This window comes from Curtobacterium sp. 18060 (assembly GCF_902706105.1).
In the GTDB taxonomy this organism is placed as follows: domain Bacteria; phylum Actinomycetota; class Actinomycetes; order Actinomycetales; family Microbacteriaceae; genus Curtobacterium.
Genome location: NZ_CACSJV010000032.1, coordinates 23,917 through 38,973 on the forward strand (window position 1 = coordinate 23,917; position 15,057 = coordinate 38,973).

A 15,057-nucleotide genomic window follows, 5' to 3' on the forward strand; every position below is an offset into this window, starting at 1 on the left:
TGTGTCGAGCCATCTGACCGGAACGGACGAGACCGCGGGCGAATTCGGGGCGAACGAGTGGCTCGTCGACGAGCTCTACGAGCAGTTCGTCGCGGACAAGGAGTCGGTCGACAAGTCCTGGTGGCCGGTCCTCGAGAGCTACCACCGCACGCAGGTCGGCGGCGCTCCGGCAGCTGACCAGCAGTCCTCGACGCCCGCGCAGTCGACCACGCAGCAGCCCGCGACCGGCGACGCGCCGGCCCCGCAGCAGCAGGCAGCGCAGGGTGGTCCGATCCAGGCGAAGACCACGTCGCGCCAGCCGACCCCGCCGCCGATCCCGGCCGAGGCCAACGACGCCGCCGACGACCACGAGGAGACCCACGAGGACGTGGCGACCCCGCTCCGGGGCATGGCGAAGACCCTGGCGTCGAACATGGACGCCTCGCTGACCGTCCCGACGGCAACGAGTGTCCGGACGATCCCGGCGAAGCTGATGATCGACAACCGGATCGTCATCAACAACCACCTGCGCCGTGCCCGCGGCGGCAAGATCTCCTTCACCCACCTCATCGGGTGGGCGATGGTGCAGGCACTCAAGGACTTCCCGAGCCAGAACGTGTTCTACGAGGAGCGCGACGGCAAGCCGTTCGTCGTCGCCCCGGCGCACGTGGGCCTCGGCATCGCGATCGACGTCCCGAAGAAGGACGGCACCCGGTCGCTCCTCGTGCCGAGCATCAAGCGTGCGGAGACCCTGACCTTCGGCCAGTTCCTGTCGGCCTACGAGGACCTGGTCAAGCGGGCCCGCGACAACAAGCTGACGCCGGCCGACTTTCAGGGCACCACGATCTCGCTCACGAACCCGGGCGGCATCGGCACCGTGCACTCGGTCCCCCGCCTGACCAAGGGGCAGGGCTCGATCATCGGCGCCGGCGCCCTCGAGTACCCGGCGCAGTTCCAGGGCTCGGCGTCGAAGACCCTCGTCGAGCTCGGCATCGGCAAGACCATCACCCTGACGAGCACCTACGACCACCGGGTGATCCAGGGCGCCGGCTCGGGCGAGTACCTCAAGCACGTGCACGAACGCCTCATCGGCGAGCACGGCTTCTACGACGGCATCTTCGCGGCGCTCCGGATCCCGTACAAGCCGATCCAGTGGGCGAACGACATCAACGTCGACCTGGCGCACCGGGTCAACAAGACCGCCCGCGTGCAGGAGCTCATCAACAGTTACCGCGTCCGCGGGCACCTGATGGCCGACATCGACCCGCTCGAGTACCGCCAGCGCACGCACCCCGACCTCGAGATCGAGAGCCACGGGCTGACGTTCTGGGACCTCGACCGCGAGTTCGTCACCGGTGGGCTGGCCGGCACGACGAGTGCTCCGCTGCGCGACGTCCTCGGGATCCTGCGCGACGCCTACTGCCGCACCGTCGGCATCGAGTACATGCACATCCAGGACCCGGAGCAGCGCCGCTGGGTGCAGGAACGCATCGAGGTCCCGTACTCGAAGCCGTCGAAGGACGAGCAGCTGCGCGTCCTCGGCAAGCTCAACGAGGCCGAGGCGTTCGAGACCTTCCTGCAGACCAAGTACGTCGGGCAGAAGCGCTTCTCGCTCGAGGGCGGCGAGTCCACCATCGCGTTCCTCGACACGCTCATCCAGCACGCTGCCGGTGTCGGCCTTGCCGAGGTCGCGATCGGCATGGCCCACCGCGGTCGCTTGAACGTCCTGACGAACATCGCCGGCAAGACCTACGGCCAGATCTTCCGTGAGTTCGAGGGCTCGTCCCTGCCGGGCTCGGTGTCCGGTCAGGGTTCCGGCGACGTGAAGTACCACGTCGGCACCGAGGGGCTGTTCCGCACCTCGGACGGCTCGAGCATCCCCGTGACGATCGCGGCGAACCCGTCCCACCTCGAGGCCGTCGACGGCGTGCTCGAGGGCATCGTCCGGGCCAAGCAGGACAAGCAGGGCCCCGGTTCGACGAACGTCCTACCGGTGCTCGTTCACGGCGACGCGGCGATGGCCGGTCAGGGCGTGGTCGTCGAGACGCTGCAGATGTCGCAGCTCCGCGGCTACCGCACGGGCGGCACCGTGCACCTGGTCATCAACAACCAGGTCGGGTTCACCACCCCGCCCGAGTCGGCGCGCAGCTCGGTGTACTCCACCGACGTCGCGAAGACGATCCAGGCGCCGATCTTCCACGTGAACGGCGACGACCCCGAGGCCGTCGCACGCGTCGCCGACCTGGCGTTCGCGTACCGCGAGGCGTTCCACCGCGACGTCGTCATCGACCTCATCTGCTACCGCCGCCGCGGGCACAACGAGGGCGACGACCCCTCGATGACCCAGCCGCTCATGTACAACCTGATCGAGGCGAAGCGGTCCGTCCGCACGCTGTACACCGAGGCCCTCGTCGGCCGCGGGGACATCACGCAGGAAGAGTACGACGAGGCGCACCGCGACTTCCAGGACCGCCTGGAGCGTGCCTTCGCCGAGACGCACGAGGCGCAGACCGGCACCATCCCGGTGATCCAGGTCGACGACGACGGTGCCATGCAGGGGCTCGAACGCCCGGCGGCGCAGCAGGACGACTCCGAGGTCGAGGTCCGCGAGACCGCAGTGTCCGAAGAGCTCGTCCGCTCCATCGGTGACGCGCACAGCAACCCGCCCGCTGGCTTCTCGATCCACCCGAAGCTGCAGCAGCTGCTGTCGAAGCGCACCGACATGACGCGCAACGGCGGCGTGGACTGGGCGATGGCCGAGCTCATGGCGATCGGTTCGCTGCTGGTGGAGGGCAAGCCCGTCCGGTTCGCCGGCCAGGACGCCCGCCGCGGCACCTTCGTCCAGCGCCAGGCGGTGTTCCACGACCGGTCGAACGGCCAGGAGTGGCTGCCGCTGTCGAACCTCACCGAGGACCAGGCCCGGTTCACCATCTACGACTCGCTGCTCAGCGAGTACGCGGCGATGGCGTTCGAGTACGGCTACTCGGTCGAGCGGCCCGAGGCACTCGTGCTGTGGGAGGCGCAGTTCGGCGACTTCGCGAACGGCGCCCAGACCGTCATCGACGAGTTCATCTCGTCCGCCGAGCAGAAGTGGGGACAGCGCTCCGGCCTCGTCCTGCTGCTGCCGCACGGCTACGAGGGTCAGGGACCGGATCACTCGTCCGCCCGCATCGAGCGCTACCTGCAGCTGTGCGCCGAGGACAACATGGTCGTCGCCCGCCCGTCCACTCCGGCGTCGTACTTCCACTTGCTGCGCCGCCAGGCGTGGGAGCGTCCGCAGAAGCCGCTGATCGTGTTCTCCCCGAAGGCCATGCTCCGCCTGCGCCAGGCGACGAGCGCGGTCGAGGCCTTCACGAACGGCACCTTCGAGGAAGTGATCGACGACGACCGCGTGGCCCAGAAGGCGGCGGTGCGTCGCGTGGTCCTGCACTCCGGCAAGGTGCACCACGACCTGCGCGCCGAGGCGGACAAGCGCGGGGTCACCGACGTCGCCCTCGTCCGGCTCGAGCAGCTCGCACCGCTCCCCCTCGAGCGGATCCTCGAGGTGCTGGCCGGCTACCCGGACGCCGACGTCGTGTGGGCGCAGGAGGAGCCGGAGAACCAGGGCGCCTGGCCGTTCGTCTGCATGAACCTGTCGCCGCACCTCGACGGTCGGCCGCTGTCCGTCGCCGCCCGTGCCGCGAGTGCCGCGCCGGCCACCGGGTCGTCGAAGCGCTCCGCACAGGAAGCCACCGAGGTCATCGAGAAGGCGTTGAGCGCGTCGGCCTGAGCGTCAGGAAGCGCCCCGTGCAGGAGTCCAAGGGGCTCCTGCACGGGGCGCTTCAACGTTCGCGAGGAACGTGACGGCTACGCGATCTTCGTGTAGCGCACACCCGCGTCGTGGTACCCGCGCTTCTGGTAGAACCGGTGCGCGCTGTCCGTGGCAGCCGCACTGACGGCGCTCAGGCGACGCGCGCCCTGCTCGACGGCCCACGCTTCGAAGGTGCCGATGAGCGCCGAACCGGTGCCGAGCCTCCTGGCCGCGTCGTCGACCACCAGCAGCAGGAGCTGCGCCGTCGGCTCGTCGCTCGCGTACGCCCAGGTGACCTGCGCGCCCGCGACGGCGACCGGCCGTCCGTCGTCCCCACGCACCACCCAGGTGCGGTGTCCGGCCTCGGGCGTGAGCCGTTCGAGGCGTGCGCGCATCGCGGCGTCGTCGACCTCGTGGCCGAGCAGGCGGACGAGGGCAGCGACGTCGGAGACGTCCGTGTCGGACCAGGTGGTGATCGACTCGACGAGGAGGGTCATGTCCGTGACACTACCGACCCGACCCGCCGTGTGACGACGGAGCCGAGGACCTCAGTGGGTCGACTGCTCCAGCCGGATGCGCGCGAGGATCTCGCCACGCAGTTCTTCCGGAGCGGTCTCCTTGCACGCGCGGCGCACGGTCTCGATCAGGACGACGCCGACGCGGTGTTCGGTCGTGCAGTCCTCGCAGTCGTCCATGTGCTCACGGATGTCCGCCGCGTCCTCGCGGCAGAGCTCCCCGTGCAGGAACTCCTCGAGCTCGGCCTTCGCCTTGGAGCAGTCGCAGCCGCTCATCGTGCTTCCTTCCCATCGACGCGACCCTCGGTCGCGGCAGTCTTCCGGCCTCGTCCGCGCATCGTCGCCGTCGACGCTGCGTCTGGGACGATGCCGGTCTCACGGGCGTGGTCCGCCAGGAGCCCCCGGAGGAGCCGGCGACCACGGTGCAGACGGCTCATGACCGTCCCCACGGGGGTCTTCATGATGTCGGCGATCTCCTGGTAGGAGAAGCCTTCGACATCGGCGAAGTACACGGCCATCCGGAAGTCCTCGGGGATGGCCTGCAGGGCGTCCTTGACGGCGGACGACGGCAGGTGGTCGATCGCGTCGGCCTCGGCGGACCGTGCGGAGATCGACTGGGTGACGCTCTCGGCGCCGCCGAGCTGCCAGTCCTCGAGCTCGTCGATGGTGCCCTGGTAGGGGTTCCGCTGGTTCTTGCGGTACGTGTTGATGAACGTGTTCGTCAGGATCCGGTACAACCAGGCCTTCAGGTTCGTGCCCTGCTTGAACTGGCGGAACGCGGCGAACGCCTTGACGAAGGTCTCCTGCACCAGGTCCGAGGCGTCGGCCGGGTTGCGGGTCATCCGCATCGCCGCGCCGTACAGCTGGTCCATGAAGGGCAGCGCCTGGGTCTCGAAGAGGGCCCGGAGTTCGTCGGCCGACACGGTCTTGGCGTCGACGAAGGACTCGTCGTCCGCTTCTTCCGCCTCGACCGCGTCGAGCTGCTCCTCGGTCTCCTCGACCAGGTCGTGCGGTGCTGCCTGCGGCTCGTCGGTCGTCATCGCGGGCCAGTCTAGAGCGAGCGACGTGGACACGCCGGGCAGGCGCGTCCGCGAGGGTGCGAGTGCTGTCGCCAAGGGTCCTCCCGATCGTTTCAGTAGTCTTGTGAACCGATGGCAGACACGACGCATTCCCAGAGCGGTGCACAGGCCGCCGCGGACCCGGCCCCCTGGATCGCCCCGCTCGCGCGCGGTCCCCTGCGTGGCGACGTCGCGCTGCCCGGCTCGAAGTCGCTGACGAACCGCGAGCTCGTGCTCGCCGCCCTCGCCGACGGCCCCTCCGTCATCCGCCTGCCGCTGCACTCGCGCGACTCGGCGCTCATGATCGCGGCGCTCCGGCAGCTCGGCGTCGGGATCGACGAGGTCGAGCCGGCACCGGGCGCGCAGCCGAACCCCTACGGCCCGGACCTCCGGATCACCCCGGCGCCGATGCACGGCGACGTCCGCGTCGACTGCGGCCTCGCCGGCACCGTGATGCGGTTCCTGCCGCCGCTGGCCGCCCTGGCGGTCGGCCCGGTCGTCGTCGACGGCGACCCCTACGCCCGCAAGCGTCCGATGCACGCGATCATCGGGGCGCTCGTCGACCTGGGCGTCGACGTCACCGATGACGGCGACGGCTCGATGCCGTTCGCGTTCACCGGCACCGGTTCGGTGCGCGGTGGCGCCCTGTCGATCGACGCGTCGGCGTCGTCGCAGTTCGTGTCGGGCCTGCTGCTCTCCGCGCCGCGCTTCGACGAGGGGCTGCACCTCACCCACGTCGGGGAACGTCTGCCGAGCCTGCCGCACATCGAGATGACCGTCGCCGCGCTCCGCGCCCGCGGCGTGACCGTCGACGAGCCCGCGGTCGGCGAGTGGGTCGTCCACCCCGGTCCGATCGCCGCGCGCGACGTCACCATCGAGCCCGACCTGTCGAACGCCGCGCCGTTCGCGGTCGCCGCGCTCGTCGCCGGCGGCACCGTCCGCATCCGCACCTGGCCGCGCGAGACCACGCAGGTCGGCGCCGACCTGGAGACGCTCCTGCCCCTGTGGGGCGCGACCGTGGCCCGTGACGGCGACGACCTGGTCGTCGACGGCGGCGTCGGGATCCGGGGTGGGGCCTCCTTGCCGGGTCTCGACCTGGACCTCAGCCGCGGCGGCGAACTCGCACCGGCGCTCGTCGCGCTGGCCGCGCTGGCCGGCGGGCCGACCGAGATCACCGGGATCGGCCACCTGCGTGGGCACGAGACGGATCGTCTCGCCGCGCTCGCGGCGGACGTGAACCGGTCGGGAGGCGCGGTGCACGAACTCGACGACGGCCTGCGCATCGAACCTGCCGCGCTCCACGGCGGCGGCTGGGCCGCGTACGACGACCACCGGATGGCGACAGCCGGCGCCGTCGTGGGCCTCGTCGTCGACGGCGTCGCCGTCGACGACATCGGGTGCACGGCCAAGACGCTGCCGCAGTTCCCCGAGCTGTGGGCGGCGTTGGTGGAGTCCTCCGGCTCGGTCGACCCGGCTCCGAGCGGGGTCTGAGCGCATGAGCTGGTGGGACGACGTCGACGGTGACGACTCCGACGCGGACGAACCGTACGGACAGTACGACGAGTCGAGCGTGCGGGTGCGTCCGAACCCGAAGGGCAACCGGCCCCGCACGAAGACCCGGCCGACGTACGACGACGCGCCCGTGGGGTGGGTCACGAACGTCGACCGTGGGCGGTTCGGCGTGCTGATCGATGACCACGTCATCACGGCGACGAAGGCCCGCGAGCTCGGCAAGAAGTCCGTCGTCACCGGCGACCACGTGTCGCTCGTCGGCGACGTCTCGGGTGACCCCGGATCGCTGGCGCGCATCGTGAAGGTCGCCGAGCGCACCACGCTGCTCCGCCGCAGTGCCGACGACTCCGACGAGGTCGAGCGCGTCATCGTGGCGAACGCCGACCAGATGCTCATCGTCGTGGCGGCCGCCGACCCCGAGCCCCGCACCCGGCTCATCGACCGCTACCTGGTCGCCGCGTTCGACGCCGGGCTCGACCCGATCCTCTGCATCACGAAGACGGACCTCGCTGACCCGGCGCCGTTCCTGGCGCACTTCGCCTGCCTCTCCTTGCGGATCGTGACGAGTCGGTCCGACGACGTCCCGTTCGAGGCGCTGCACGACCTGCTCGACGACAAGGTCACGGTGACCGTGGGGCACTCCGGTGTCGGCAAGTCGACCCTCGTGAACGCCCTGACCGGGTCGACGCGGGCTATCGGCGTCGTGAACTCGGTGACCGGGCGCGGGCGGCACACCTCGTCGTCGTCGATCGCGCTGCGGGTCCGTGACGGCGGGTGGATCATCGACACCCCGGGCGTGCGGTCGTTCGGCCTCGGGCACGTCGACCCCGCGAACGTGTTCCGCGCGTTCGCCTCGCACGCGATCCCGGTGCGCCCCGCTCGGGACGGCATCCCCCTGGCGCAGGCACACGACTGGGAGATCGTCGACCGGGTGCAGGACGGCGAGCTCGGCGTCACCGGCGTCGAACGGCTCGACTCGTTCCGCGCGCTCCTGACGGGCATGGGCGCCTCCGACCCCGGCATGGAGTAGCCCGGCGCGCGCCCGCGCCCGCGCCCGCGCCCGTCGGCGGGCACCGATGGGTCACGAACTGTCGCCTGACAGAGCAGCATTCAACGGTTCGTGGCCGCTCGAGCTCCGACGCACGGCACGTCGTGACCACTCCGGCGCCCCGACCCGCCCCGTCCAGGTTCCGAAATCTGCACATCTCGGCGGTGGTTCGGGCCGTTCGTGGAACCTCGGCGAACCGCGTGCGGCATGTCGTGGAACCTCGGCGGAGGGCGCTCGGGCGTGGCACCTCGTCCCACCGCGCCCGGCCGGCCTCGGACGGGTGCTCCTGACCTTCGCCACGCACATCCTCGTGCCGCTGTTCCTCGCCGCCGGCATGGGCCTCGCCTACCTCGGTGCCTTCCACGCACCCGCGCCGAAGGAACTGCCCGTCGGCATCGTCGGTCAGTCCGCCGCGACCCAGGTGTTCGCCCAGACCGTCACCGACGAGTCCGACGGTGCCCTCGTCGCCCACGTCGTCCCCTCGACCAAGGACGCCGAGCGGCAGATCCGCGACCGCGACCTGGCCGCCGTGTACGCCCCGACCACCACGGGCGCGACGCTCTACGTGTCGACCGCGGCATCGGAGACGACCGCGAGCGCCGCACAGAAGGTCTTCCTGCCGATCGCTTACGAGCAGCACGTGCCGTTCCGGGTCGTCGACGTCGTCCCCACGGGCGAACAGGACAGCACCGGCCAGGGGCTGTTCTTCCTGCTCGTCGCCCTGAGCGTCGGCGGCTACGCATCGGCCATCGCCGTGGCGTCCGTCGCGACGAAGCTCCGCGCGGTGTGGACCGCGGTGGTCGGCCTCGCCACCGCCGGGGTCGTCGCCGGCATCGGCATCATCGTCGCCGGGCCGATCTACGGCGTCATCACCACGCACCACTGGCAGGTGTTCCTGTTCGCCTGGCTGTACGACGCGATCATCGTCGCGATCGGCGTCGGCCTGCACCCGGTCCTCGGGCGGTGGACGACACCCGTGCTCACCATGCTGTTCGTGATGCTCAACTTCACGTCGTCCGGCGGCATCTTCCAGGCGTCGTTCGTGCCCGGGTTCTTCTCCGCACTCCACTCCTTCTGGAGTGGCGCCGCGTGGCTGCAGGCGGCACAGGACCTGCAGTACTTCCCGGACGCCTCGCTCGGCCGGTCGTCCCTGGTGCTCGCGCTCTGGCTCGCCGCAGCCGTCCTGCTGTGCGTGGTCGTGCACGGCCTCGTCGCCCGCCGCACCCGCATCGCCCGCGAGCGTGAGGTCACCCGGCTCGAAGAGGAAGAGGTCGTCGCCGCGTAGCCCCGCTACGCTCGACCCGTGGACCTCAGCGCCGACCTGGACTTCGCCCGCTCGCTCGCCGACATCGCCGACACGATCAGCCTCGAGCGGTTCCGCGCCGCCGACCTGCACGTGTCGAAGAAGGCCGACAGCACGCACGTGACCGACGCCGACCAGGCCGTCGAACACGCCCTGCGCGAGCGGATCGCGACGGAACGACCCGACGACGCGTTCCTCGGCGAGGAGACCACGGCGGACACCGGCGCCGAGGCGACCAGCGAGGGGCACCGTCAGTGGGTCATCGACCCGATCGACGGCACCGCGAACTACCTGCGCGGTGTGCCGGTGTGGGCGACGCTCATCGCCCTGGCGGTCGACGGCCGCCCGGTGCTCGGCGTCGTGAGCGCCCCCGCGCTCGGCAAGCGCTGGTGGGCGGCCGAGGGCCTCGGCGCGCACTCGTTCGACGGCGACCTCCGCGTCTCCGGTGTCGCGGACCTGTCCGACGCGAGCCTGAGCTACAACAGCATCCAGCAGTGGGACGACGACGACCGGCTCGAGTCCCTCGTCGACCTGTCCCGCAAGGTCTGGCGGACGCGCGCCTACGGCGACATGTGGTCGTACATGCTGGTCGCCGAGGGGGTCATCGACGTCGCGGGCGAACCCGACCTGAAGCCGTGGGACATCGCGGCCCTCGTGCCCATCGTGGAGGAAGCCGGCGGGCGCTTCAGTTCACTCGACGGCGACCCCGGGGCCTGGCACGGCAGTGCACTCGCGACGAACGGCCTGGTGCACGACGCCGTCGTCGAGGTCATCCGCCGCTAGCACGACCCCGAACGACACGCTCGACGTCGGATGACGTCGCGGGTGTCGGTCCGAGTCGATCAGGCGGCCGCAGCCGCCGCCTCACGCCGGGCAGCACGCCGCCGCACCACCAGGTCCCCGACCGCCAGCACGAGCGCGAGGGCCATCAGCGAGACCGTGAACGTCGTGCCGCTCCGGAACGCGTCGTGGTACGCGTCGAGCCGACTGCCGCCGGAGCCCCCGGCAGCGGCACCCCGCACGATCCCGTAGAAGATGCTCGTCGCCACCGCGGTCCCGATCGCGGTCCCGACGCGCTGCCCGAGCTGCTGCATCGACCCGGCGACCCCGGACTGCTCCACGGGGATCTCGGCCAGGGTGAGCGTCTGGTTCGGTGACACCACGAACCCGCCGCCGAGCCCGCCGACCAGGAACGCCCCGGCCATCGCCCACGGCGTGACCTCCGGCGGGGTCAGCACCGCGGCGAGCATGAGGAGCACGAAGCCGACGACGACCATGAAGAGCCCGAAGACCACCAGGGCCCGTCCGACCCGGTCGACGATCCGTCCGCCGATGTAGGACCCCACGGCGCTCGTGGCCGCGAACGGGATGCTCACCATGCCGGCGAACAGCGGTGACAGCCCGAGCCCCTCCTGCAGGAACAGCGTCACCATCAGGAAGGACGCCGGGATCGCCGCGAAGTAGACGGCCACGATCGACAGCCCGTTGCGGTACGACGACAGCCGGAACAGCTCGAAGTGCACCACCGGTGACTTGCCCTGCTGCTTGTACCGGACCTCCCAGAGCACGAACAGGCCGAGGAACACGACGAAGGCGATCAGCCAGAGCCACCGGGCACCGGAGTCGCCGGCACCCGTGGTGAGCACGAACGGCAGCATCAGCGTGATGATGGCGGCGCCGAGCAGCAGGATGCCGACGATGTCCAGCTCGCGGTCCTTCGCCTGTCCCTGCGCCCCCTTGGGCAGCAGCCGCATCGCGAAGAACAGCGCGACGAGTCCGAGCGGCACGTTCATCCAGAACAGCAGCCGCCACCCGTTCTCCTCGCCGCCGATCGCGATGAGGCCACCGCCGATCGTCGGGCCGAGCGCCGTCGAGATGCCGATCATGGCGCCGAACAGCCCGAAGGCCCGTCCGCGCTCCGGGCCTCGGAACAACTGCTGCACGAGTCCGATCACCTGCGGCATCTGGGTGCCGGCGGCGAAGCCCTGCAGGATCCGCGTGACCATGAGCACCTCGATGGTCGGCGCCACGGCGCAGAGCAGGCTTGACACGGTGAACGCCACGAGTCCGATGATGAACAGGGCTCGGCGGCTCTTCAGGTCGCCGAGCCGGCCGGCGGGCACGAGGGCGAGGCCGAACGCCAGCGCGTACCCCGCCACGATGAGCTGCAGCGACGAGCTGGTGGCGCCGAGGGACTTCTCGATCGACGGCAGCCCGACGTTGACCTTCGACAGGTCGAGGATCGTCAGGGCGGCCACCGCGACGCACACGGCGAAGGCCCTCCAACGCGTGCGGTCGTCGAGGCGGGCGTCGGTCGGGTGAGCGCTGGACATCACCATCGTTCGTACACCGACCGGCCTCCGGGCGGGCGAGACCCACCCCCCGGGTGGGTGACACCCCCGCGTCGTGGCCCCCCGGACTGGGGGCACCGTTGCCGGATACGCGGTGCGCGGGGCGGCTCAGATGGCCAGGACCTGAGTTATCGTGCTCATGCGGAAGGTCACGCAAGCACCTGGATTCCCTAGATCCGAGTGCACGTGCAAGGCCGACCGTGTTCGTCCGAAGACCCTAACCCGAGGGGTGATACAGACGATGACATCATCGTTCCCGAGCGGAACCGAGTGCACCCTCACTCGTCGACCGCATCCAATCCACGACAGTTCCGGCGCGCGCGCAGTCGCCGCCTTCCGCCCGCACTCCGACACGGCCACCCACCGTGCAGCAGTCCGGTCCGCCTCACGGCGCCCCGTCGCAGCGTTCACAGCGTTCGCCGACGACCTCTCCGCAGGATCCGCTTCCGGGCCCGGAGGCCGGTGAGTCATGGCACTCACCGGTCGACGCCTCGAGGTCGACCGGATCGCGACCCTCGCTGTACTCCCTCGGGAGTCCGCGATGGTCGTGGTCGGCGACCCTGGTTCCGGACGCAGCAGCGTCCTCGACGCGGTCTCGAACCGCGTTTCCCTCCCCGTCGTGCGGGTCGGTGTCAACGGGAGTGAATCCCGTTGGCCGCTGGCCGGCGTGACCTCCTTGTTCACCGCGCTCGACGACCCCCGTGCGACGGCCCACATCGCCCATCTCCTGCAGACGGGTGAGACGGCGGTCCCCGTGACCGCCGGACTGGCGGCGGCGCACGACTTCCTCGACGCCGTGCACGCCCTCACCCTGCCGCCGACGCTCGTGCTGATCGACGACCTCGACCGCATGGACGTCGAGAGCCAGGAGCTCATCGCGTTCCTCGCCGGCCGACTCGCGGGCACCGCCCTGCGCGTCGTGGCGACGGTCCGCTCGGTGCCGTCGAACGGTCCGCTCGCGGCCCTGCCGACGCTCCGCATCGAGCCGCTGCCGTCCGACGAGGCGCTCATCCTCGCCCGGACCATGGCGCCGGAAGAAGCGAACGACGGCGTCCTCGCCGTCCTCGCCGCGGAGACCGGTGGCAACCCCGGCGCGCTCCGCGAACAGCTCGCGGTGCTCAGCCGCGAGCAGCTCACCGGCGCGGAGCCGATCGTGCTCCCGCTCCGACCCACTCCGACGACCGAGGCCCTCGCAGCCCTCGCACTCGGGTCCGCCGCGGGACGAGATCTGGACGTCCTCGCGAAACTCGCCCTGGTGCCGGTCGCGAAGACCACGGCCTGGGACCGCGACGAGTTGGACGACCTGGTCGGAGCAGGCCTCGCCACCGTGCGGGGCCAGAGCGTGACGGTCCGCGACCCCCTGGTCCGGTCCGCGCTGTACTGGCGGATGCCCGCCCGTGACCGCCGCGCGGCGCACGCCGCGTTGGCCACGGCGAGCACCGAGTCCGATCCGCGGGCAGCCGCGTGGCACCGGAGCTTCGTCGACGACGTCCCCGACGTGGTCGCGTTGCTCAGCGCCGCCCGGTCCTACGTGGTGGACGGCAACGTGCACGCCGCGATCGCCCTCACCGAGCGTGCCCTGCACGTCGGTGGCGGCACCGAGGACGAGCTCGTCGCGCTGCTCGGGGTCGCCGAGGCCCTGCTCGGCAACCGGCTGCTCGGCTTCGCCGCGCGCTACCTCGCCGCGCTCCGTCCGTTCCGGACGACGGCGCACGAGGTCCGCCGGCTGCGCCTGCAGTACTCGGCGCAGTACCTCAGCGGCGACGCCGTGCACGCGGACGAACTCCTCGTGTCGGTGGACGCGACCGAGCCGGCCGACGTCGACGCGGTCGCCGGGCTGATGGCCATGGTCGCGTGCTTCCGTGCCGAGGCGTGGGAGCTCGACCAGGCGAAGGACCTGCTGCACCGCGTCGCGCCCCTCGAGGCGTCGGCGTCTCCACACACGGTGGAGATCACGACGACCGCACGGGAGCTCATCGCCGCGATCGACGGCACCCTGCCGTCGGACACCGATCTGCACGACGGACTCGCGACGTCGGTGCTGCTGGCGATGTCCGACCCGGCTCTGCTGCTCCTCGCCCACGCGCTGAGCATCGCCGAGCGGTACCGGAGCGCGCGTCGGGTGTTCGCACTCGTCCTCGCCCGTGGCCCGCAGACGGCGGCGGTGTGGACCGAGGCAGCCCGCTACCTGACCGCCGAGAACGAGGTGCGCTCCGGGAACTTCCGGCAGGCGCTCCGCGCGATCGACGTGTGGGAGGCCGGTTCCTCGGTGGTCGAGCGGCTCCGTGAGCCGTCGCGGGCCATCGCGATCGCCTGGCGGCACTTCGCCGAGGGGCGCTCCGCCGATGCCCTGGCGGTCGTGGACCGGTGCCTCGAGCACCGTTCGACGAGCCGCCTGTGGGGCGCGACGGCGAAGCTGCATGCGCTCCGCGGTCGGGTCCTGCTGCTCGACGGCCGACTGGAGGAGGCAGCCGCCGCACTCGAAGCGGCGGACGCCATCGGCCGGTCCCTGCGGAACCCCGCGGTGCTCCGGCACCTCGGCGACCTGGTCGAGGCGTACGCGCGCCTCGGACGGATCGACGACGCCCGCACCATCACCGCGCGGCTCGCTGCGGACCACCACGCCCGACCGGGTCGCTGGGGTGCGCTCGTGCTGGCGAGGAGCCTCGCGCTCGTCGCCGACGACACCACCCGGGACACGGCCCGTCGCCGCGCGTTGGAGCTGTTCCAGCCGCACGACTCGCAGTTCGAGCGGGCACGGACCTTCGCGGCCCTCGCGACGGTCGGCAACCCCGCCGAGCGTCCGCGTCTCGGTGCGGCAGCAGCAGCATCGTACGAGGCGGCCGGCATGCGCCGTCCCCTCGTCACCCCCGCACCGGCAGCGGCCATGCCGCCGTTCGGCACGGGGCCGTCGCTCCGGTCCGCACCGGTGCTGTCCGCGTCGATGCCGGGGACACCCCGGAGCGCTCCGGACGCCTCTGCGGTGCTCACCTCGCTCACGGCCGAGGAACGCGCCGTGGTGCAGAAGGTGACGGAGGGCTACCGCAACCGCGAGATCGCGTCGTCGCTGTTCATGTCGCAGCGCACGGTGGAGCTGCGGCTCACGCAGATCTACCGCAAGGTGGGCGCGCGGTCGCGCTCCCACCTGGTCGCGCTGCTCACGTAGTCGACGCGAGCACAAGGCGGACGGGAGGCCCGGTACCAGCTGGTACCGGGCCTCCCGTCCGCCTTTTCGCTGTCCAGAACGCGGTGTGCGTTGCGCGCGCACGTTGCGGGAGTCCGCACGCGACCGCACCGCGGCGTCCCCCGCACGCGGGGAACCGCAAGAGCAGTCGACGACTGTTGCCGTGGCGGCGTCGCCGGGTGAGGCTTCTCATGCACCGACCGCCGTGCCCCTCCCCAGGGGCCAGACCGCGGTACCCCGTCCGGTACCCGAACCTCGTGGCCCACCCACTCCGTCGTCCGTCCTCGCCTGATCCGAGGACGGGCGCCGGTCAGGAC

At 71.2% G+C, this 15,057-nt stretch carries 10 protein-coding genes; 6 read left to right on the forward strand and 4 right to left on the reverse strand.

Annotated features, from left to right (window positions below):
* Position 1 precedes the first annotated feature (1 nt).
* Complete coding sequence (locus GVL05_RS13870; RefSeq protein WP_159573478.1) at positions 2–3,748, forward strand: multifunctional oxoglutarate decarboxylase/oxoglutarate dehydrogenase thiamine pyrophosphate-binding subunit/dihydrolipoyllysine-residue succinyltransferase subunit; 3,747 nt, start codon at positions 2–4, stop codon at positions 3,746–3,748.
* Between the two features lie 77 nt (positions 3,749–3,825).
* Here GVL05_RS13870 and GVL05_RS13875 read toward each other — a convergent pair whose 3' ends face one another.
* Genes GVL05_RS13875 through GVL05_RS13885 form a run of 3 tightly spaced genes read right to left on the reverse strand, consistent with a single transcriptional unit; the run spans position 3,826 to position 5,324 of the window.
* Positions 3,826–4,266 carry a GNAT family N-acetyltransferase gene (locus GVL05_RS13875; protein WP_159573479.1) on the reverse strand — a complete coding sequence of 147 codons (441 nt, stop codon included), beginning with the start codon at positions 4,264–4,266 and terminating at the stop codon, positions 3,826–3,828.
* Positions 4,267–4,317: 51 nt separating this feature from the next.
* Positions 4,318–4,560: a zf-HC2 domain-containing protein gene (locus tag GVL05_RS13880; protein ID WP_111086426.1), complete on the reverse strand. Its 243-nt coding sequence runs from the start codon at positions 4,558–4,560 to the stop codon at positions 4,318–4,320.
* Entirely contained in the window at positions 4,557–5,324 is a 768-nt protein-coding gene (locus GVL05_RS13885) for a sigma-70 family RNA polymerase sigma factor (RefSeq protein WP_123294769.1), read from the reverse strand. The genes GVL05_RS13880 and GVL05_RS13885 overlap by 4 nt, the downstream gene beginning before the upstream one ends.
* Positions 5,325–5,435: 111 nt before the next feature.
* Here GVL05_RS13885 and aroA point away from each other — a divergent pair, with 111 nt between their 5' ends.
* The 4 genes from aroA (at position 5,436) to GVL05_RS13905 (ending at position 9,988) form a co-directional block, all read left to right on the forward strand.
* Positions 5,436–6,833 carry a 3-phosphoshikimate 1-carboxyvinyltransferase gene (gene aroA, locus GVL05_RS13890; protein WP_159573480.1) on the forward strand — a complete coding sequence of 466 codons (1,398 nt, stop codon included), beginning with the start codon at positions 5,436–5,438 and terminating at the stop codon, positions 6,831–6,833.
* A 4-nt stretch (positions 6,834–6,837) separates the two neighbouring features.
* A complete protein-coding gene (rsgA, locus tag GVL05_RS13895) occupies positions 6,838–7,884 on the forward strand; it encodes a ribosome small subunit-dependent GTPase A (protein WP_159573481.1) in 1,047 nt (348 codons plus the stop codon).
* A gap of 298 nt (positions 7,885–8,182) precedes the next feature.
* The gene (locus tag GVL05_RS13900; RefSeq protein ID WP_159573482.1) at positions 8,183–9,187 is read left to right on the forward strand and encodes a hypothetical protein; all 1,005 of its coding nucleotides are present in this window, start codon (positions 8,183–8,185) and stop codon (positions 9,185–9,187) included.
* Between the two features lie 18 nt (positions 9,188–9,205).
* Positions 9,206–9,988, forward strand: a complete 783-nt coding sequence (locus GVL05_RS13905; protein WP_159573483.1) for an inositol monophosphatase family protein — start codon at positions 9,206–9,208, stop codon at positions 9,986–9,988.
* Between the two features lie 59 nt (positions 9,989–10,047).
* Here the strand turns inward: GVL05_RS13905 and GVL05_RS13910 are convergent, their stop codons facing one another.
* Positions 10,048–11,538 carry an MFS transporter gene (locus GVL05_RS13910; protein WP_159573484.1) on the reverse strand — a complete coding sequence of 497 codons (1,491 nt, stop codon included), beginning with the start codon at positions 11,536–11,538 and terminating at the stop codon, positions 10,048–10,050.
* Positions 11,539–12,025: 487 nt separating this feature from the next.
* On the opposite strand from GVL05_RS13910, the gene GVL05_RS13915 reads away from it, so the two are divergent.
* Complete coding sequence (locus GVL05_RS13915; protein ID WP_159573485.1) at positions 12,026–14,722, forward strand: LuxR family transcriptional regulator; 2,697 nt, start codon at positions 12,026–12,028, stop codon at positions 14,720–14,722.
* Positions 14,723–15,057 lie beyond the last annotated feature (335 nt).